This window comes from Pectinatus sottacetonis (genome assembly GCF_015732155.1).
Taxonomy (GTDB): Bacteria; Bacillota; Negativicutes; order Selenomonadales; family Selenomonadaceae; genus Pectinatus; species Pectinatus sottacetonis.
Map to the genome: position 1 here is coordinate 301,761 of NZ_WIQK01000001.1, position 21,628 is coordinate 323,388.

Sequence of the window (21,628 nt, forward strand, 5' to 3'; positions counted from 1 at the left end):
GTATAATAATATTTATTTTACATCATATTTTACCATAAGTACATATGCTGCTAGGTATATTTTATTATGATAACAGCTAAAAACAAAAAAAGCTGGAAGTTAAATAATAATAACACTTAACTTCCAGCTTTTATATTGTATTTTATCTACATTTTGTCATTCTTTTTCTCAACGAAGGTGCCGCATGTTCATTACGGGAAAAAGACCACATCGGCATTTTAGCAAGACGGAAAAAAGGTGGATGTTCCTGATATATTACATCAAGATTGAAACTTGTATTATCAACAATTACATTAAATTGCCGTTTTTTTAAAGCCTGCTCATTTACAACGCTGAGTTCAAAGGATTCCCCTTCAACATTAACATGAAAGTTTTTCATTTGATGCACTCCTCACTCCTTTAATATCAGCCAAACATAGCCAGCATTGTCCCTGCTGCCACAGCCGTTCCGATAACTCCGGCAACATTCGGTCCCATGGCATGCATAAGCAAATAATTGCTTGGATTAGCCCGCTGTCCTTCAATTTGTGAAACACGTGCTGCCATAGGAACTGCTGAAACACCAGCTGAGCCAATCAACGGATTCACTTTTCCTCCGCTGAAATAACACATTACTTTTCCCAAAAGAACACCAGCAGCTGTCCCCACAATAAAAGCTAATAAACCTAATAATATAATTTTTATTGTTGCCAGACGGAGAAAAGCATCACCCGACATGGTAAGACCTGTGCCCAATGCCAGAAAAATGGTAACAATGTTGATAAGGGCATTTTGCGCTGTATCAGCCAGACGATCAGTAACACCTGATTCACGGAACAGATTTCCCAGCATAAGCATACCAATAAGAGCTGATATCGATGGCAGCAATAAGCTTATGACTATTGTTGTGATTATCGGGAACAAGATTTTTTCAAACTTGCTTACATGACGTAATTGCCCCATCTTTATTTCACGTTCTTTTTTAGTTGTCAAAAGCCGCATGACCGGCGGTTGGATAAGCGGCACTAAAGACATATAAGAATACGCCGCCACGGCAACAGCTCCCAGAATCTCCGGTGCCAGTTTTGTTGCCAGATAAATGGCGGTTGGTCCGTCAGCCCCGCCGATAATTCCAATAGAAGCAGCTTGCTGTACTGTGAAACCCATCGACATTGCTCCATAGAGGGCAATAAAAACACCAAACTGTGCTGCTGCTCCCAACCATAACGTATTTGGGTTAGCAATAAGCGGCCCAAAATCTGTCATCGCCCCTACACCTAAAAATATTAAAGGCGGAAAAATTTCAAAATGAATTCCCATGCTTATGGCATGCATGACACCTTCTTCAAACCCATTATTGGGAAAATTAGCTAATATACAGCCAAAAGCAATTGGGGTCAAAAGTAATGGTTCAAATCCTTTTACTATCGCCAGATACAGTAGAATCCCTGCTATTATCATCATTATTATATTACTCATGTGCAGTGATATATATCCACTGTCAGCCCATACCGAGTGCAGTGCTACAGCAAAGGCTCCCATAAAATTATCCATATATACCAATCCTTCCTAAAACAAAAGTTTATTAAGCAATAATTACTATGACTTTACCATATCGACTATGACTTTTTGACAATGGATCTTATTTTTACATCTTTATACCCATAAGCCATAATCGCTGTAGTTATAACAGCAAGCAAAGTTTTGTCTTCCATATTAAGCTTTTTCTCCTGTGGCAGGGAGGCTGACGGCACTGCAGACGGTCTTCGTATAGATACGGGACTTGGTATATCTGTTTTGCCTTTTTTTTCATAAATAGCATCATTAATGACTTTTAAAAGTCTTATTATCAGACTCAAAACAAACAACACAGCAAAAACGATCGTCATATTTATCAGCATTATAAGCAGAGGATCATGTGTACCATGCATAAGTTACACTTCCTTTTAAATTTAATATCTATTTTTTTATAAAACCCAATATTTTTTTCAGTACAGCTTTTTTGCGTTCAGCTGCCAGCTCATGGGGCAGGGATAAATTACCACCACTGTATACAGGATTTAATATAGCTTTTGCTGCCAGCCATTCATCTGAAAACAATGGATATTGTATAGCTATATCTGTTATATCCTGTCTTATTTCATCTAATTTTTCCGGATTATTGTGGTTTTTAAGGACAATCCCTATCATATGGCCTATCGTGTACATTTCAGCTTCCTTTAATCCACGTGTCGTTAAAATAAGGCTGGATAAACGCAAAATATCAAAAGTGATTTTGTCTTCTGCTGTTGTCAATACTGTAGGTTTTGTCATTATTCCCGCTAGTCGTAAAGCTGAACACGCTTTATTACATGACATCTGCAGCTTTGTAAGATTCAATAAAACCAGATTTGTATCCGTACCACCGCATAATATTTCTAAGCCTTCTTCTTCCAGTCCTTTTTGTAAAGACTTGGCATTTAGTATTACTTGATGGCAATATTGCCCGTATTTTTCTGTAGCTGCTTCTTTAAACACAATAGCTAAAGCAGCGAGGATGTTTTTCTTTAAGGCAAAATGGCCTGTTGTTATAACGGTATTATCTATACTTTTAGCCATTTTTTTTCTGCATAAGATAACACATCCCTGCGGTCCCTGCAGTGAATCATGCGTGGAAAATGTAACTACATCAGCATAGGGAACCGGTGAAGGTATTTCCTTTGCCGCAACAAGCCCTGCATTCTGGCAGATATCAAACCACATATATGCTCCAACAGATTTTGCAATATCGGATAAATGCTTATAGTCAACTATCCGCGGGTAATTTACCGGTGAAAAAATTATAATTTTTGGTTTATGTTCGTTAGCCAGTTTTTCGACCTGATCAAGTTTTATGCGCTGTTCATGCGGATCTATACTAAATTTAACAAAATTAAATTGTAAGCTTTCGCTGTTACAGTGATCTTTCTTACGATTATCCAGTGATAATACAGTATCACCTTTTTTCAACAAACTATAAAAAACGACCCTTGATGCAGCTGCTATATTACTTGTACGGATACTCGCATGTTCACTGCCGTACAATTTATTGACACGACTGACCGTAATACTTTCCAAACCAGCAGGAGCTTCCTCATCATGGTGTGTCATGGAAGTATTGCTTAATATACTGCCTTCCAAATACGCACTCAGTGGTGAAGTATAATTTTCCTCCGGCATAAGTGATAAGGCATATTTCTGTTTTTGTAGTTCATCTTGAAAATAATTATATAATTGAGGATCAAAAGCTGCTATTGAACTGAGTATTTTTTCTGTCTCCATTTTATAATTCCTTCCTTTCAATTAGTAGTAATTAAACGACAAAACCCATATTCATAAAGGCTATTAAGGATTAAACGGCCAGAAGAATGGAATTATAATTGTACAAACAATAAGTGATATTACTACAAGCGGTATCCCTGTTTTAACGTAATCCATAAATTTAAATTTCCCTGGTCCTAAAACCAAAGTATTTGGCGGTGTTGCAACCGGTGTAGTAAAAGCACAAGATGCCGCTATACCTATAGCCATCAATACTGGATACGGTGAAACATGAACTGATTGGGCAATGGAAATACCTATAGGTGCCAAAAGAGCTGCTGAAGCGGTGTTGGACATAAACTGCGTCAGGCCGCATGACAAAATAAACATTGCAATAACTATAATCATAGGCGATGGATGAGTTCCTATTATGTCGATAACACCATGTGCTATCATTTTTCCTGCTCCGGTCTTATCCATTGCTCCAGCCAATGGAAGCATTCCGGCAAAAAGAAAAATCGTAACCCAGTCTATTCCCAAATAAGCCTGTTTTTCAGTCAGGCATCCTGTAAGTACGCAAACTAAAGCACCAGTCACAGCTGCTACCTGCATTGGAATTCCTATGGTTTTATGAAAACCCATACATAAAACTACTACTATTAATATAACTGCACAAACTATCATCTTTCTAGGATCTTTAGGTGTATCCGAATTTTCCACGGGGTCAACAGCTTCAGCCATATGAACAGGGCACAGCTTACTGCCAATTGTAAGCATATAAATAATACCTGCTATTGCTAAAGGAATACCTATATACGCATATTCAAAAAAACCAAACGGATGAAATCCGGCTGCCTGCAATGCTCCACTCATCAATATATTAGGCGGAGTACCAACCATCGTCATTGTGCCGCCTACATTAGCCGCTATCGCCAACGCCATCAATTGGCGGGATGCAGCTATTCTAGCTGCCGCACAAATTTCAATTACCACCGGCATTAAACAAGCTACAGTTGCCGTATTAGATGATACAGCTGATAACAACACAGTAATTATCATTAAATATGCCATCAGCCTTCGCTCACTAGAACCAGCACTTTTTACAACCGTCATACCAATTTTCTGTGCTAAACCGGTTTGGAACATTGCAGCCCCAATAACAAACATACCGGCAAACAGTACAACTGTAGAATTAGATAAACCAGAAAAAACTTCCTTTGGGGTAAGCACTCCCAAAAAGCCTAACGCAACTGATGCCCCCATGGCCGTAACAGCCAATGGGGGCATCAGTAGCAAAAAAGAATGCCGCTACCCCTAAGACACATAGTGTCAAAATTGCGGGATCCATAAAGTTTTACCTCCTAAGTTTACATTTATATATAACAGCGCTGTTATTATATCATATGTAGTGTACTCATCTTAGAAATAATCTCCTCTTAAATTTTATTATAGCAATGATAAATTATTTATCAAGAAAATTTTTATTAGTCTGGTAAAAGAAAATCTTCACAAAGTGTCATAAATGTTATTACATAAAGGTTTGGAGTAAGTATTCCTTATTGTAATGCTTATTATGCGTTTTTCGAATTGATAAAAATATCTCCAATTATAGAAAAAACATGTATTTTATTAACAATTTATTTATGCTTATTAATAATAAAGAATTTAACTTTTTTGTAAAAAAATTTCTTTATAAAAGACATAATAGCTATTTATTCCATATTTGAATAAATTATTCCATAATATTTGTAAACCGGCAATATATTTAATCTAAAAAAATGAAGCTGTCACATAATGTCATCAGCTTCATAAAGATACAGACTGCACCACTGCAATGTCCTTATTCCTTTAACCCAGATATAAGGTGCATGGTAAGTACCCGTTTATGAATGAAAATGTTATATGCAACAGCTTCATTTTTGTATTAATTATACAATCGTAATATTATTCTATTCTATTTCATATCACAGATAGAGCTATTACCAAATATTTTTTTCCAGTCATCATCAAAATCATCAACAGCCTTTTTTATTGAGGGAACCGCAAGTGCTGACAAAAGAATATCCGGAGCCATTGTCACTAACTGCGCTCCACAAGCCAATGCCGTATTTACCTGTGCCATATTTTTAAAGCTGGCTGCTATGATCTGTGTTTCATAACCATAAGCATTAATCATATTAGCAAAAGAAGCTACAGTATCCGCAGCATCAATGTCAAGATTTTCCATACGATTATAATATGGTGCAATAAAATCAGCTCCGGCTTCCATTGCTAAAAATCCCTGCGTTTTGTTATATATAGCCGTAGCTGTTACTCCTATATTTTCTTTTTTCAGCAGCTGTACAGCCTTGAGCCCCTGTGGGGTAACAGGTACTTTTATATAAACATTTTTATCGACATTATCGAGTATCTTATGAGCTTCCCTTATTATTCCTTCACTATCCTGCGCCAATATCTGAATATGGATTGCTTTTTCCGACCCAATTATTTGGCGTATTTTTCTAAAATGAGCGAAAAAGTCTATTTTTCCTTCTTTTTTTATTATACTGGGGTTGCTTGTAACTCCTGCGATTGGCAATAAATCATTACATTTTGTTATCATTTCAAGATTAGCAGTGTCAATTAAATATTTCATTTAGGTTATCTCCTTTTATTTTTCAGTCTGTTTACTATTTTTATTATATCATACTAATTACCCGATAAAGTAATCAGCAAATATGCACAGCTGCATTTCTCACTATATTATAAAAATATTTCATTTCTTCTTTCGTATATAAGGGCGGATTCTCTTTAAAACAATATTCATAATCCATATGCTGATATTTTGCCTTGGCCAATGGGTTATAATTGAGTAACTCATATTTTACCCGTGGATACCATTTAGTGATTGTTTCTGCTATCTGATGCAGATTATTTTCTGTTGCTGTATATTGTGGTATAAGTGGTGTACGCACTATTATATTATTTTTATATTCCGAGTGCAGCAGCATTTCCAAATTATTTTTTATAATAGTATTATCCATTCCTGTATATTGTTTATGAATGTCATTGTCATATATTTTAAAATCTGCAAAAAGAGTATCTATAAATGGCATTGCCTTTTTTATTTTCTCTGCATCGGCAAACAAAGAACTTTCGACCGCCGTATTAATATTATCTGCTTTTAATTTTTTTAAAAACAGCAGCAGAAATTCCGGCTGCATAAAAGGTTCTCCGCCTGAAACAGTTACTCCACCGCCATATTTAAAAAATATCTTATCTTTTTTCACTATAGCTGCCAATTCAACAGTGTCATACCATCTACTATCCATTTTCAATGCCCCGGATGGACATATATTTTCATACTCAATCGGATTATATACTTTGCGTTCATTAAATATAATTTTGCCATTCTCTAATTTAACAGCACTATCTTTTATCTTCGTACAATAGCCGCACAATATACACGTATTGGCAAAGTAAACCAATTTTTCTTTTGGTGCTATCCCCTCAGGGTTTTGACACCATATGCAGCGCAATGGACAGCCTTTAAAAAATACGGTTGTCCTTATTCCCGCTCCATCATGCACAGAAAAACGCCTTATGTCAAATACAAGTCCCTTATCTTTCATACCGCACCATACTCTGTCCTGGCAATTATTTCATCCTGAAGTTTTCCGTCAAGTTCTGTAAAATATGCTGTGTAACCAGCAACACGGACTGTCAGGCTGCTATACTTTTCTGGACGTACCTTTGCTTCCAGCAAATCTTCTCTATGCAAAACATTAAATTGTATATGTGGTATCGCAAGTTCCACGAACGCACGCATAAACATGGCAAATTTCTTTATTCCTTCTTCTTCAGCAAAAAATTCCGGTAGAAATTTCATATTCAGCAAACCACCATTAGAAGTGAGTGCATTATCAAGTTTCGCCACTGACTGCAATACTGCTGTTGGGCCGACCTTATCACGCCCATATACTGGTGACATTCCGCCATCAGCTAACGGTTGATATGCTAACCGGCCGTCAGGTGAAGCTCCGACATTTTCTCCCATAGGCACATGTGCTGAAACCGTATACATACCTGTATGATAAATTCCACCACGATAATTTTTATAACGTGTCAGCTTTTCCTTGAAATAACGAGCCCATTTAACAGCAATATTGTCTACCCACTCAACATCATTACCATATTTAGGCACTTTATTTTCTACTACTGCCCGCAACACTTCAAAACCTTCGAAATTATTCTGTAATGCCCTCAGCATCTCTCTTCCGCTTACACGTTTATCTTTATATACGATCTGCTGCAAAGCTGCCATACTATCTGCTATATTAGCAGCTTGTATCATTTGTATCCCGGATAAATTATATTTTGCCCCGCCAGCTGTTACATCAATTCCCTTCTGCATGCAGTTATCTATTACTGCTGACAAAAACGGCGATGGCAGTAAATCTATATGTCCTTGTTCAACCTCTGCACAGGCTTTTACCATCTTGCCTATAAAATAATCTATCTGTGCTGCAAAAGCTTTTTCCAAATCGCTATAGGACAGATATGTATCTAATCCTCCCATATCCATCCCCATTTGCTTTCCCGTAAGCAGGCACCGGCCATGATTCATTGCCAATTCCAATGCTTTATTTAGATTAAACATAGCCGCATCGCTCCATCCCAGATTATTTCCCTGAGTAGTAAGTTCAACACATCCTACTACAGCATAATCAAGAGCATCTTTTTTTTCTATATTTAAATCATTTACCATGGTATTAACTACCGCTTCATCATTGAAAAACTGCGGCATACCACTGCCTTTTGCCACTACTTCTATAGCATACTCCAGTAATTTTTCCGAAGTTCTTCTATTCAACCGCACTGACAAATTTGGCTGGGGCAGGCCCAGATCTTCCTGCGCTTTAAGAAACAAATATGACAGCTCATTTTCTGCTGCTTCTCCTGACGCATCAAGTCCACCCACTGCAATATTAAAACCTATAGGAAAACCAGCAAAATATTTTGCACTATCAGCATTACGCATATAGACAATCTGATTAAATTTAAGCCATAAACACTCAATTATTTCTAACGCCTGACTTTCATTTATTATGCCCTGTTTTATATCTTTTTCATAAAATTTATATAAATATCTATCCATACGTCCAGGTGAAAAAGAAGAGGCATTAGATTCCATTTGCAAAACAACAAATAAAAACCATAAAGACTGTACTGCCTGGTGAAAAGATTCCGGTGGCTTTACAGAGATCCAATTGCATATATCGGCCATTCTTTCTAATACAGGCGCAAATTTATGATTTCTTTCTGCAGTCTGTTGTAATAATATACTATATCTGCGCATGAATACTTGCGCGCCTTCCATTGTTAAAATAACAGCTTTATAAAAATTCTGCTGAGAATTATTTAAATCCCGTTTTAACATTTCCTGCGCATATTCTTTTATCTTCTGCGGCCCCAGCGTCAACCACTGTTCACAGTCAGGACATATATGTCCTTGTGAGTGATCGGTTTGATTGATTTTGGCAACTTTGCCTATAGATGCAAACTCATCCTTATATTTATTCTTTAATACATCCTCCAGTGATTTTCCCTGCCAGTAAGGTTTTATAACATTGCGATAAACTTCAACATCTTCTGGTCTAACATTGAACTTATCCTGCGGACGCAATGCCAGTGTTTCCAATTCCCTGTCTATCCATGAACCACCGCTTTCTGGTGATACTACGCCAAACCTTACCCCTTTAGTACGGTTTCCCACAATCAATTCTTCTGGTTCAACAGCTATTTCCATCTTTGATAAAGACGTTTTTAGCGCTAATGCTCTTTTTATAATAACGGGTTTAGTTTCATTTTCTTTATAAACCTGTGTTGTTATAAGAGCTTGTTCTATAGACATATACCGCTTCTGTGACAACATTTTATTTTTTAAAATATTTATACGCCCAGACATCTTCAAATTTTTTATATTCATTTTATTACCTCCCTTATTCTTTATTATTTATTGTTTGTTATTATAATATATTGTTTTATATTATTTTTCAAGAATAAACACTTAATTTACAAAAAAATAATAAAAAGGAATTATATTATTCCTTTTTATTATTTTTACTATTATTTATTAGCCAAATGTTTTTCTATTTTCAAAATAATGGCCGGTGCTTTTTTTACAGCATCACTTATTGCCACCCGCACCAGTAAATTATTTTTGAACCGAACTTCATTTTTTATAGGCATATCCTTAGTCAAAATCACAACATCTGCATTTTCTACATCTGCTTCAACTATAACATTTTCTATTCCAATAGAGCCTTGTGTTTCTACTTTTATATTATGTCCCTTTGCCTCAGCTGCTTTTTTCAAAGCCTCAGCAGCCATATACGTATGAGCTACTCCAGATGGACACGCTGTTACTGCTAATATATTCATATTTTAACACTCCATTTTTAACTATTATTAATCCTCAAAAGAAAGCTCTACATCCATATTTTCTTCATTATTATCACTTTCTACAATATTTTTCTTCAACAAGTTTACTAGCACTGCCCCTATTACTGATCCAATAATTACCGATGCTATAAAACCACCAATATTTTGTGTTACAGGCAGTGCAATAAAACCACCCCATGCTACGTGTGTCTGCACATTAAAAAAATAAGCTGAAGCACAGCCAATAGCTGATCCTGTCATCAATGAAGGAATTACTCTTATGGGGTCATTAGCTGCAAAAGGAATAGCCCCTTCCGTGATTCCCACCAGACTCATAAAAAATGCACTTTTCCCGGCATTTTTTTCTTCTTCTGAATATTTTTTCGGCATAATAAAAGATGCTATCGCCATAGACATTGGTGGTATCATTATAGCTACCGCGCAAGGCCCCGCATATGAAAATATTCCCGATCCTACTGTAGCAACCATTAAACTATATGCTACCTTATTTATTGGACCACCCATATCAAAGGCAATCATTGCACCAACAATCAATCCTAAAACTATTTTATTGGCATCTGTCATCGAGGTTAGAAATTCTTTTGCTGCCCCCATAGCTATCGCTACATATGTTCCAATTCCCCATAATAATATACCCGATGTAATCAAGGTTCCTAATATGGGAATAATTATTATGGGTTCCAATGAACGTATATAAGGATGCAAGGGAATTTTTTTCAAGTAATAACATACAATACCGGCAATTATCCCTGAAACCAATCCGCCAAGGAATCCTGCTCCTATGTTAGCCGCAATAAGTCCGCTTATAAGCCCTGGAGCAATTCCTGCCCTATCTGCTATTGATGCTGCAATATATGCTGACAACACTGGTACCATAAGACCTATTCCCGTAACTCCTATTTTCCATATATCAGCAGCTAAACCTTTTTCCGGTACTCCCGCCTGCCCATACATAATGAGGGACACAGCCATTAATACTCCACCCGCAACAACAACTGGGATCATATATGACACACCATTCATTAAATGTTCACGCATTCTTTTAAAGATATTTATAAATTCCTGCATTTTCATCTCTCCATTATATATTCTCTATAATCTGAACCAATTCACTTGCCTTTTGCAAAGTCATTAATTTTTCACGAAAATCTTCATGAATCAAATTTCTGGAAAGTGATGCTAAAATCTTCAAATGTTCATCACCACTGTTTTCACGCGGAACAGCTATCATAAAAACATATTTTACTTTTTCCTGGTCACTCCACTCAACCATATCTTTCAGGCGAATAAAAGCTAGTGCCGAATTTTTTACCGCATCAGACTTTCCATGTGGGATTGCTACATAAAAACCCATAGATGTTGAAAAATCTGCCTCTCTTGACTTCACTGCATCAATATATTTATCAAGATTATTTAAGCGGCCGGCACTATTCATCTGCTGTGCCAGAGTAGTAATGATTTCATTTTTATCTTTTAATACTTTATCCAGTATTATCATTTTTTCTGTTATTAAATTATTCATTTATTTCTCCACTATTTAAAATGTTTACTATTTTCCTTTTATCGTTTTCATTATGAAGTGCTGCTACTTTATCCTTATCTGATAATATTGAATAAAAGTTTTTAAAAAACTGCATTGCACTTCCCGTTCCTGTTAATGACAAACAAAGCAATAGTATTATATGGACCTGACTTGAACAATACTGTATCGGTTCTTTTAAACGGATAAAGATAACTTTTGACCTATTAACAAAAGACGATTTTGCATGGGGAATTGCTATCCCGCAGCCAATATACGTAGAACTTATCTGTTCTCTTTTTATAACATCATTTGTAAATTTATTCTTGGCAAACCCATCTTTTTCCATAATAGCACCATATTTTATCACAGTTTCTTCAAATGATGCTGTTGCTTCATCAAGATAGCAATATTTACTATCAAAAATATCAAGGGGAACAGTATTGTTGTCCCGATCATTTTTCCGCAGGCTAAAATCAATTTCTTTTTTTATACGTATTTTTTGTAAAACTCTATTAATATTTTCCCTATCATTCTGGGTCAATAATACAGAAGTATAAACTGTATTTTCTCCCTGAATTGTTTTTATGGTTGAAATCACAATGTCAGCCTGCTGCCTTATCTCCTCTGTCAAATCAGTGTATGGCAGAGTAAATACTATCTCAAGATTAGGAAAATTCTGTTCCAGCTTATTAGTAATAAACTGTGATGTTCCTATACCGCTGGCACAAACAACAACAGCTTTATACCTTGGCTTATATTTTGAAATTCCCACTACCAAATGCATAGTTATATATGCTGCTTCATTTTCATTTAATGGAACACCCACAATATTTTCAAAAACATCATTACAGGCCCATACAGCTGCATAGGCTGCCGGATATTCTCTCTTTATTTGCAGTAATAATGGATTAATCAGGCTAAGCCCCTGTTTCATCCTTATAATAGTGGGCCGCAAATGTTGAACCAATTGCATTGAAAGCTGTTTGTCCGAAAGTAAATCGATCTGAAGAATTTTAGATGATATTGAAAGTATTGCTCTGGCAAGGTTAATCTCTGCTTTACCATAATTGACCATAAACGAATCTATAACATTCTTGTCATCATTTATTTGGATTTTCGATCCCAAGACATGCACTGCTGCGTAATCTATCTCAGAAACAGGAAATTTTAACCCTAACTTTTTACTTAAAATATTTATCATCTCACTGGCAGCAGCATATTCCGGAGTTTCTTTTAATTTAGGAGAAAGAGCAAAATTTTTAATAAACTTATCTTCCCGTATCCGTTTTACGGCAATTGCTAAATGAATAACAAGATTTTGAAAAGCTTGTTCTGTAAACCAAAAATTAAGTTTTTTTTCAATATTTTGCACTATTTTTTGAATAAAAATAATGTCTATTCCTTTTAAAATAGCGCATATCCTTTTATAATTAGTTATATTAATCCTATAATCAAGATCTAATTCAACAGAACTATTGGCATCCTGTTGCGTGCTGTAAAATATACTAATTTCGTCTAAAAATTTTTTAAATCCCAAGCGTAAATTTTTTTCTTCCCCTTCAAGCCAAATACCTTGATTCTGCCGCCTGCATAAAGTAATATTTTTACTTGAAAGCCACTTATCTATCTGTACTAAATCCTGTATTATACAGCTTTTACTGCAAAACAACTCATCTGCAAATAATTGTATCGTATAACTATTACGCTCAAGGAAAAGCACTTTTAGTATATATTCCTGCCTTTGCCTCTGCGTTAATGAAGATTGCTCCTGCTGGGAAATTTGGTTATACAAATTTAAATACTTTTCTTTCAAATTTCTTTCAATGGCAAAAAATACACCTTGCTTACTGCATTTTAAGACAAATTCTTTTTTTTCCGCTTTTATTTCTTTTAAATAATTTCTGACAGTACGCTGATTTTTGTTTATTTTTTGTGCTAATATTTTGATTGGCACAGCTTCCGTATTCGTTAATAATATTTTAATAATATAAATTTTACTATCAAATTTTTTCATTTATCTCACCTGTATCAATTGGTAACAACAGCCCCCTTTATCACTGCGCAGCGAACTTTATTTGTTACTTAAAATATATCATCATAATGTATGTTTTGTAAACATATGAATAATCTAAAAATTTTCTCAACATGGGAAAATTATAAATTATTATAATTATGTAAAGGAAAAATAGTTTCTTCAAAAATACAAAAAAACTCTGATACAATTATAATATCAGAGTTTCAGGCTTTATTTTTTTATTAGAACACCATAATAGCATACTCCTGTAATTTTTTCAATGCTAGCGATGGCAGTTTTTTTTCTGTAACAATAGCATTAAAATCAGTAACAGCCGCATAAATAAAATTACCACTTCTGGAAAATTTTTCTGATTCTGCCAAAATATATCTCCTGCCAGCAGCTTCTACTGCAGTCTTTTTTGTATAACCATCTTCTGCTTTATATGTATAAACAGCATTTTTATAAATATCAATACCAACCGCTCCCATAAAAGCAGCATCAAACTGAAATTTTTTAATAATATCATTGGCTGTTGTTCCAATAAAACCATCAGAACCAGAATCCAAAACACCACCAATAAAAATAAAATCTTTCGCTTTTTTTTCCACTGCTATACTCATTACAGCTATCATATTAGTAATAACAGTCACTTTTAATCCTGCCATAAATATCAATTTAGCCAGCTCTATATTTATAGTCGAAATATCCAAAAATATAACTTCGCCTTCATTTATTAAACTCAAGGCTTTTTGGGCAATAATTTGCTTCTGTTCAATGTTCACATCCCGCCGCTGCTGCACCTTTAGTTGATGTGTATTAGTACGATACAAAACAGCTCCGCCATATACACGTTTGAGTAATCCTTTTTTTTCCAGTAATGCCAGATCTTTCCGTATACAATCATCAGTAACCTTAAAATATATACTCAGGTCTTTTACCAATACCCTCCCGCGTTCTTGCAGTAATTCTATTATCTTTTCCTGCCGTTCCTGGACAAACATTATTTTCTCTCCAAATATTTTATTAAAAACTTATTTTACACAGTCATTATTCTGTCGACGGTACATAATAAAGTTTCGACAAAATCTAATATTAATAATAAGTATTATATCATATAATACTTTTTCTGGAAAAGTATTCATAATAATGATCATCTCTCTGCCACAGCAATAAAAATCTATTTTATTTCGTATCGGCTTTCCATATATGATATTATGCGCGAAATAGTCAAAGTCATTATAAGATAAAGGATAGCCACACTAAGCCAAATTTCCACAGATCCATATGTTCTGGCAATAATTAATTGTCCTCGGCGCGTTAATTCTTCAAAACCAATTACTGATACAAGTGATGAATCCTTCAAAAGAGCAATAAATTCATTTCCCAGCGGCGGAATGACTCTTTTAAATGCCTGCGGCATTACCACCAGCCACATTGCCTGCACCCAGTTCATTCCCAGGGAACGTCCTGCTTCCATTTGTCCGTCATCAATAGATTGTATACCCGCGCGAAAAATTTCTGCTATATAAGCCCCACTGTTAATTCCACATGTAAAAATTGCGGCAAAAAATGGACTTATCCTTAACCCAGTAAATAATGGCAGCGCAAAATATACAAAAAACAGTTGAACCAGAAGTGGCGTTCCCCGCATAAAGTTTATATAACAAATTGATAAAATACGTAAAGGTTTAATATTGGAAATTCTTACTGTTCCTGTTAAAAATCCCACTACTATACCAATAGCAACGCTCAATACTGTTATTTTGATAGTAATAAAAGCTCCTTCCAAAAGCAAGGGAAAAGAATTTATTATAAGTGAATAATCAAAATCCATATTACTGTACACCATCCTATTATTTTGTCAGAATATTTTCTAAATAAATAAAAGATGCTTTTATTTTCTGTTAAAAGCATCTTCGCTCAAATATTATAATAATATTTATTTTTTTGATAAGTTCCTTACTTATACATTAAGCTGCCAATTCCATTAAAATTTTTCTTGTTGCCTCTAGTAGCACCATCATTTCTTCTTTTGTTCCTATAGTTATTCTGAGAAAGTTTCTTATTCTTGCCGGATTTTTATAATGACGTGTCAATATGCCATTTCCCCTCAATTTATTTTTATATTCTTCCGCATTCAGCCACGGATGCTGCACAAAAACAAAATTTGTTCTTGAATCTAAAACCCAAAAACCCAGTTTATTTAACTCATCCTTCACAAACTCTCTCGTCCCGATAACAGTTTGCACAGTTTGTCTTAAATATTCTGTATCTTTAACAGCCGCAGTTCCCACTGCCATACTTATATCACTTAAATTAAACGGATTCAATACTGATTTTATTGCTTCAACATCTTTTATTAAATCTTCACAACCAATACAATAACCTATATGTGCCCCAGCCAAATTACGCGATTTCGACATAGTATGCACTACTAACAAATTATCATATTTTTTTATTAAGGGAATACAGCTCTCATTACCATAATCAACATAAGCTTCATCAATCACTACCAGCCTGTCCCTATTGGCACTCACAATTTCTTCTATCTGAGAAATTGATAATGTATATCCCGTAGGTGCATTAGGATTAGCCAATACTACATGACGATCTGTCCTTATAAATTGTTCCAAATCAACACTAAAATCTTTTTTCAATTTTATTTCTTCAGCATCAATGTTAAGTGCTAATGATAATGTATTATAAAAACTATATGTAATATCAGGATAACATATTTTTTTATTTTCTAAAAAGGCTAAAAAAATATATCCCAAAATTTCATCAGAACCATTTCCTACAAAAACTTCCTGCGTATTTATATCATAGGCAGACGAAACAGCTTCTTTAAGCTCCATAGAATAAGGATCTGTATAAACACCCAAATTTTTCATTCTAGGACTTTTTAAAACTTCCAATACTTTGGGCGAAGGTGGACATGATGTTTCATTTGCATTAAGTTTAATATATTTTCTATCTTTAGGCTGTTCTCCTGGAATATACGGTTGTAAATTCTTATAACGTATGCTCATAAATTTTCCCAATATAATCATCTCCTATAAAATTAAAAGGCACCCAAAATAAAACAAATGTTTTATTTTGAGCGCCTTTGCTCTAAACAATATTACATATTATTGTATCAACTATTTTACAGTATAATCTATGACAACACTTTTTTCTATTTACTTTTGCCTAAAAATTTACACTTATTTTTATAGAAACTAAAAAATTAACTATACATAACATTTTCTTGTAAAAGAAGAAAATGTTATGTATAGTTATGGTATAAAAATATTATGGAGGAGGATTTTAGCGTGTTACAAATAAAAGAAGTTATTAATTTGACAATTTTTAAAAACTTTAAACTCGTTGCCGGAAAAAACGGCTTAGAAAATACAATTACCAATATAGATATCCTCGAATATGAATGGTTCAATAATGGTTTTGATGTTTTTCATGCTGGCAATTTTATAATGACATCATTATTCTTTGCCAAGGATAACCCCTTACTTATTGAAAAAAGTTTTGCCCGCCTTATAGAAAAAAAAATTTCAGGCATTGCTGTTAAGACTGTCTTTTTCCAAAAAATGCCCCTGAATATAATAAATATGGCCAATGATAATAATGTTCCGTTATTTCTTTTTTCTACAGAATACATGGAAGACATTATCATCGCTTTTAATGAACTTTTAAAATCAAAACAAAATTATCTCTTATTTGAAGAAAAAATTTACGAACTGCTCACTAAAACTAATAATGAAGAAAAAATCAATTCTACAGCCCGTGAAATAAATCCTCATTTTAAAAATAATTTAATCACTTTTTATCTTACCTTCCATAATAAAACCACTTCACCACGTGAAATACTTAATTACTTAAATAGACTATTTTATAAACAATACAGAGAAACCGATCTATCCAATATTTCTCTTGTAAAATATAAAAGCGGACTCATTATTTTCTACACTTTTTCTGACAATGACAACTGCCTTAACAACATAAATCTTTGTCATAAAATTTTACAACACTTCGATATTTCACCAGACTTATTTCGTATTGGTATAAGTAATAAGCATAAAACATTTACCCATTTTGACCAAGCTATACAAGAAAGTATCTATGCCAACCAAGCATGCTATATAACCCAAAATGCTTATGTTTACTACTACAAATCAGAGATATATCTTTATCTTTTGCCTCTTTTAGAGCAGTCTGGCATCCGCAAAAAAATACAAACTATCATAAAGATTTTATCCGACTATGACAAAAAATATACGTCTAGTCTGTTGCAAACATTAATTTGCTATGTAAAAAATAATGGTGAAATTGCCAAAACTGCAACCGAACTTTTTCAGCATCCCAATACAATCAGATATCGTTTGCAAAAAAGCAGGGACCTCCTTCATCCCCATCTTGGAAATAATGACTTTTATGAACAAATATTTATTATATTCAACCTGTATCTTATGCAAAATAAACTTGAATAAATTTAATATATTAAATTGAAAAAACATTTCCGGTGTTATTTAAAATAAATTGATCTTTCATGTTCTGTCGAATTGCTGCAATCCCTGCTTCTCCTGTACAATGTGATACTGCTATATACTTTATATTCATTTTACGAAAAGCTGCTATAGTTTTATCTATCCGGTTCGTATCTGCCTCGACCAAATGGGTTCCGCCCAAAACTGCATAAACCGGAACATTTATCCTAGCAGTAATATTTGTTAAGATATTTACAATACCAACATGTGAACAACCTGCAATGACAACTAGTCCTTTTGTAGTAATAAGCCCTAATACTATTTCATCAGCAAAAGAATCAGGCAGCATATCATTTCCTTTTTTTACCATAAATTTAGGATTTCTTTTTTCAAAATCATTACTCGGAACAAAATTTTTAAAAAGAATAATCTTATCACTGACAAATGTCATATCATCCGATATTTTATACAACTGAACATAATTGTTTTTTAAATCATTTTCTGTAAAATTTATTCCATTAAATCTATAAGTAGCATTTTCCATTTTTTTATATTTTAAAGCAAAAAATTCATTTCCAACATACATCTTAATCTTATTTTCTAATAAACCTAATGTTTTCATCACACCACCACTATGATCATAGTGTCCATGACTAACTATAAGTATATCAGCTTTTTTTAATGGAATACTAAGTCTTTCAGCATTTTTAATATATGATGCAGTTTGCCCCGTATCAAAAATTATTTTTTTACCCGCAAATTCAATAAACAGGGAAAACCCGTGCTCATAACAAAGAGGATTATCCTTCCCTGGCATATTTTCAATTAATGTTGTTATTTTAAGTTCCATATATTTCTCCTGTTTCATATTATTTTTATAAATTAAAAAATATTTTGGCTCTTTTTGTCTTATAACATCTTACTTATTTGAATACACACAAAATTTTTACCTATTCAACTTATGCGTAAAGCTGAATATATTAAGCCTATATTTTTAATTATTATTTTACTTCCTTAAAAATAATTATACTATTTTTATCCATAAATAAAAACTAATAAGCATATCCTATTTAATAAGTATTGAAAAAGGAGAATACTCATATCAAAAAATACGAATATTCTCCTTCTTTATAAAAATTATATATAGTCTCATTATTATTATACTTTAAATGATTTTTTATCTTTTTATAGGCATAAAATAAGATCCTACAATCTATTAATCATTTTCTGCTGGATAAATAGTAAAACTCAGACTGGAAAAAATTTTATCCTGGGTTGCTTTTTCATTTTTATTTTTATATGGGAAGGCTTTTTCTATTCCAATCACATTTATACTTCCATTAGCAACAGGCAACACAGCTTTACCGTCTTTATCCGTTTTCATCGTTACTGTATGATGGTTAATAACATCAGGAATAATTTCTGCATAAGAATAGGGTTTTCCATTATATAACACTTGTATTGGCAGCTGATCCCCTACATTTAATTTTGTAGGATCTTTAAGCGGGACAATTTGCAAGGGAATATTATTTATCGGCTGAGGATTATTTACTGATTTTAAATAATTAACACTGTATTTTATAGCATGTGTCCCGATAGTTGCCCCCTTGACCATATTCATAGGAGCATTATGCCATTTTCCATCAGTTCCATTGCTCCAATATCCATAATCAAAAAATACTACTGCTACTGAAAGATTTTTTTCTGGTTTAATTGTTATATAGTTTTTATGATTTACGGCCTGTAAATTTATGTGGTCGTAATTTGCATCGTAGCCATATAATTTTTTTACCATAGCAGGGGCATAAGCATTATCCTTATAGCCTTCCCCTAAAACCAACTGTGTCTGGTCTAACCGATTTGCGAACCATACTCCATGGGCATTTACCGGTTCAACTACAAAAAAACACATCAGAAATCCTATCAACAGTAAACTACTAAAAATTTTTTTCATCACAACACCGCCTAATTAATATTTATATAAAAGTATCCTGTAAATCCAATAAATATATTGAACCTGCAAAATATTTATATTGCTGATTTAAAACAATACGCAGTATCATCCATTAATTTCAACAAATGATACTGCGTATATGGTAGTTCATCTCATAATAATATCCAGTTCCCGCAACCGCATAAAATCAATAAAAGTCTTCGTTGTAGGATTTTTTCTCAAATAATGTTGATGCTGCTCTTCTGCCAGACAAAAATTTTCCAGAGGAACAGCCTGTACATAGCACCTGCGATATGCTTTTGCCCCTGATGGATCATTCATTGTGACATTAGCTGTCGTCACGGCTGGTGCTTTTCCTTTTGATGCTATAAAGTTCATATATAATTCAACAATCGGCTGATCTTCATAATCGCAATAATATACACCATTTTGATACATCTGTCCCTCACATTCACCTTGCTTATTCTTACTATAAGGATCAATAATGGTAAATAAAATATCCATCAATGTTGATAGATCAATCTTCTTGGGGTTATAGTCAATCCTTATTCCCATAACAGCCTGAATATTTCCCTTAATGACACTTTCGTATGAAGGAGCTTCATTATCTGTGTTTATATATCCTACAGCTGTACTAGTTACACCTTTTATACGTGAAAAAACTTCCTGTAACTCGTGAAAATCCCCGCCGGAAAAATAAATTGTCTTAGTAAACATTATCTCACCTCCCGCTTAAATTATTCAACAATATAAAAATATATACTTTTTTTACTTTGTCGGCTCAAATAAATCAACACGACGCTTAGCAGCTCTTTCAACATCAAACAATCTTATAAGCTCACCTACAGCTTGAGTCGGTGAAATTTTTCCTGCCAGTACAGCATTGCGTACCTCAGGCATACGCCCCGTTATCACTGGATCATCAAAAAACAAATTATGAAGGTGTTCATCTATCATACTGTGAACCCAGTCAAGCAGCTGATTATCACGCCTGCGTTGAAAAGATCCCTTCTGCTTGGTTACCTTTACAAATATTTTTATTACATCCCATAATTCAGTTAGACCAGTTTTTTTCAACGCTGAACAAAGGTATGCATGGGTTTCCCAACCTTCAGTTGCCGGTCTAATGTATTCGATCATTCTTTCATATTCACCACGTGATACCTTGGCCCGTAAAAGATTATCTCCATCAGCCTTATTGATTACTATCGCATCTGCCAATTCCATTATTCCTTTTTTTATCCCTTGCAGTTCATCTCCTGCACCAGTCAATACAACCAGCATAAAAAAATCGACCATTGATCTCACAGTAATTTCCGACTGTCCAACACCAACTGTTTCAATAATAATAGTATCATAACCCGCGGCTTCACACATAAGCATAGTTTCCCGGCTTTTTCTGGCAACTCCGCCTAATGTGCCTCCCGCTGGAGATGGTCTTATAAAGGCACTAGGGTTACGCGATAAAGTACCCATCCGCGTCTTATCCCCCAATATTGATCCCTTAGTAACTGAACTTGTAGGATCAACAGTAAGTACTGCCACCTTATGTCCACTATCACATAGCATATTACCAAAAGTTTCTATTATCGTACTTTTTCCTGCACCTGGAACACCTGTTACACCTATACGCAGTGCCTTACCTGTCCGTGGCAAAAGTTTTTGCAAAACTTGTTGCGACTTAGAAAAATGCGCGGGATTATTACTTTCAATCAATGTAATGGCCCGTGATAAAATCATACGGTTTCCCTCTGAAACTCCTTTTACATAATCATCTACTTCCATTTTTCTTCTGCATATAGGTTTTCTCCGGCCTTTAGCGTATTCAGGATTAAGATTACCAACCGTTGTATCTTTTATTCCATTGATACCATCCATCACGCTACAGGCAAAAGCATCATCCTTTTCATCAGGTGCCCAATCGGGCTTAAAACTTTTATATTCAGCCATAA

The 21,628-nt window shown here is 34.2% G+C and carries 19 protein-coding genes and 1 pseudogene; 1 reads left to right on the plus strand and 19 read right to left on the minus strand.

Going from position 1 to position 21,628, the window contains the following annotated elements:
- Window positions 1-142: 142 nt before the first annotated feature.
- From I6760_RS01305 to I6760_RS01375, 15 genes and pseudogenes are all read right to left on the minus strand, one after another.
- Window positions 143-379 (minus strand): hypothetical protein, encoded by a 237-nt coding sequence (locus tag I6760_RS01305; protein WP_196592728.1) that lies wholly within the window; start codon window positions 377-379, stop codon window positions 143-145.
- A gap of 26 nt (window positions 380-405) precedes the next feature.
- Window positions 406-1,521 (minus strand): sodium ion-translocating decarboxylase subunit beta, encoded by a 1,116-nt coding sequence (locus I6760_RS01310; RefSeq protein ID WP_196594712.1) that lies wholly within the window; start codon window positions 1,519-1,521, stop codon window positions 406-408.
- A 77-nt stretch (window positions 1,522-1,598) separates the two neighbouring features.
- Window positions 1,599-1,910: an OadG family protein gene (locus I6760_RS01315; protein WP_196592729.1), complete on the minus strand. Its 312-nt coding sequence runs from the start codon at window positions 1,908-1,910 to the stop codon at window positions 1,599-1,601.
- Between the two features lie 28 nt (window positions 1,911-1,938).
- Complete coding sequence (locus tag I6760_RS01320; RefSeq protein WP_196592730.1) at window positions 1,939-3,279, minus strand: serine hydroxymethyltransferase; 1,341 nt, start codon at window positions 3,277-3,279, stop codon at window positions 1,939-1,941.
- Between the two features lie 63 nt (window positions 3,280-3,342).
- Window positions 3,343-4,606 (minus strand): annotated as a pseudogene (locus I6760_RS01325) (SLC13 family permease).
- A gap of 606 nt (window positions 4,607-5,212) precedes the next feature.
- Entirely contained in the window at window positions 5,213-5,893 is a 681-nt protein-coding gene (locus I6760_RS01330) for a fructose-6-phosphate aldolase (RefSeq protein ID WP_196592731.1), read from the minus strand.
- A 73-nt stretch (window positions 5,894-5,966) separates the two neighbouring features.
- Complete coding sequence (locus I6760_RS01335) at window positions 5,967-6,869, minus strand: glycyl-radical enzyme activating protein (protein WP_196592732.1); 903 nt, start codon at window positions 6,867-6,869, stop codon at window positions 5,967-5,969.
- Window positions 6,866-9,226, minus strand: a complete 2,361-nt coding sequence (locus I6760_RS01340; protein ID WP_196592733.1) for a glycyl radical protein — start codon at window positions 9,224-9,226, stop codon at window positions 6,866-6,868. Before I6760_RS01340 ends, I6760_RS01335 begins: the two co-directional genes overlap by 4 nt.
- A 140-nt stretch (window positions 9,227-9,366) precedes the next feature.
- Window positions 9,367-9,681 (minus strand): PTS fructose-like transporter subunit IIB, encoded by a 315-nt coding sequence (locus I6760_RS01345; RefSeq protein WP_196592734.1) that lies wholly within the window; start codon window positions 9,679-9,681, stop codon window positions 9,367-9,369.
- Window positions 9,682-9,708: 27 nt separating this feature from the next.
- Window positions 9,709-10,770 (minus strand): PTS fructose transporter subunit EIIC, encoded by a 1,062-nt coding sequence (locus I6760_RS01350; RefSeq protein WP_196592735.1) that lies wholly within the window; start codon window positions 10,768-10,770, stop codon window positions 9,709-9,711.
- Between the two features lie 13 nt (window positions 10,771-10,783).
- Window positions 10,784-11,224: a PTS sugar transporter subunit IIA gene (locus tag I6760_RS01355; RefSeq protein WP_196592736.1), complete on the minus strand. Its 441-nt coding sequence runs from the start codon at window positions 11,222-11,224 to the stop codon at window positions 10,784-10,786.
- The gene (locus I6760_RS01360) at window positions 11,217-13,238 is read right to left on the minus strand and encodes a BglG family transcription antiterminator (protein WP_196592737.1); all 2,022 of its coding nucleotides are present in this window, start codon (window positions 13,236-13,238) and stop codon (window positions 11,217-11,219) included. Before I6760_RS01360 ends, I6760_RS01355 begins: the two co-directional genes overlap by 8 nt.
- Window positions 13,239-13,480: 242 nt before the next feature.
- Window positions 13,481-14,242 carry a DeoR/GlpR family DNA-binding transcription regulator gene (locus tag I6760_RS01365; protein ID WP_196592738.1) on the minus strand — a complete coding sequence of 254 codons (762 nt, stop codon included), beginning with the start codon at window positions 14,240-14,242 and terminating at the stop codon, window positions 13,481-13,483.
- Between the two features lie 176 nt (window positions 14,243-14,418).
- The gene (locus I6760_RS01370) at window positions 14,419-15,075 is read right to left on the minus strand and encodes an amino acid ABC transporter permease (RefSeq protein WP_196592739.1); all 657 of its coding nucleotides are present in this window, start codon (window positions 15,073-15,075) and stop codon (window positions 14,419-14,421) included.
- Window positions 15,076-15,211: 136 nt separating this feature from the next.
- On the minus strand, window positions 15,212-16,282 hold the full coding sequence (locus I6760_RS01375; RefSeq protein WP_196592740.1) for a pyridoxal phosphate-dependent aminotransferase: 1,071 nt from the start codon (window positions 16,280-16,282) through the stop codon (window positions 15,212-15,214).
- A 270-nt stretch (window positions 16,283-16,552) separates the two neighbouring features.
- Between I6760_RS01375 and I6760_RS01380 the strand changes: the two genes are divergently transcribed.
- A complete protein-coding gene (locus tag I6760_RS01380) occupies window positions 16,553-17,725 on the plus strand; it encodes a PucR family transcriptional regulator (protein WP_196592741.1) in 1,173 nt (390 codons plus the stop codon).
- Window positions 17,726-17,735: 10 nt separating this feature from the next.
- Here I6760_RS01380 and I6760_RS01385 read toward each other — a convergent pair whose 3' ends face one another.
- From I6760_RS01385 to meaB, 4 genes are all read right to left on the minus strand, one after another.
- Window positions 17,736-18,572, minus strand: a complete 837-nt coding sequence (locus I6760_RS01385; RefSeq protein WP_196592742.1) for an MBL fold metallo-hydrolase — start codon at window positions 18,570-18,572, stop codon at window positions 17,736-17,738.
- A 366-nt stretch (window positions 18,573-18,938) separates the two neighbouring features.
- Window positions 18,939-19,676, minus strand: coding sequence for a DUF4198 domain-containing protein (locus I6760_RS01390; protein WP_196592743.1), 738 nt, complete (start codon window positions 19,674-19,676; stop codon window positions 18,939-18,941).
- A 147-nt stretch (window positions 19,677-19,823) separates the two neighbouring features.
- On the minus strand, window positions 19,824-20,393 hold the full coding sequence (locus I6760_RS01395) for a peptide-methionine (S)-S-oxide reductase (RefSeq protein WP_196592744.1): 570 nt from the start codon (window positions 20,391-20,393) through the stop codon (window positions 19,824-19,826).
- A gap of 51 nt (window positions 20,394-20,444) precedes the next feature.
- A complete protein-coding gene (gene meaB / locus I6760_RS01400) occupies window positions 20,445-21,626 on the minus strand; it encodes a methylmalonyl Co-A mutase-associated GTPase MeaB (RefSeq protein ID WP_196592745.1) in 1,182 nt (393 codons plus the stop codon).
- Between the last annotated feature and the right edge of the window lie 2 nt (window positions 21,627-21,628).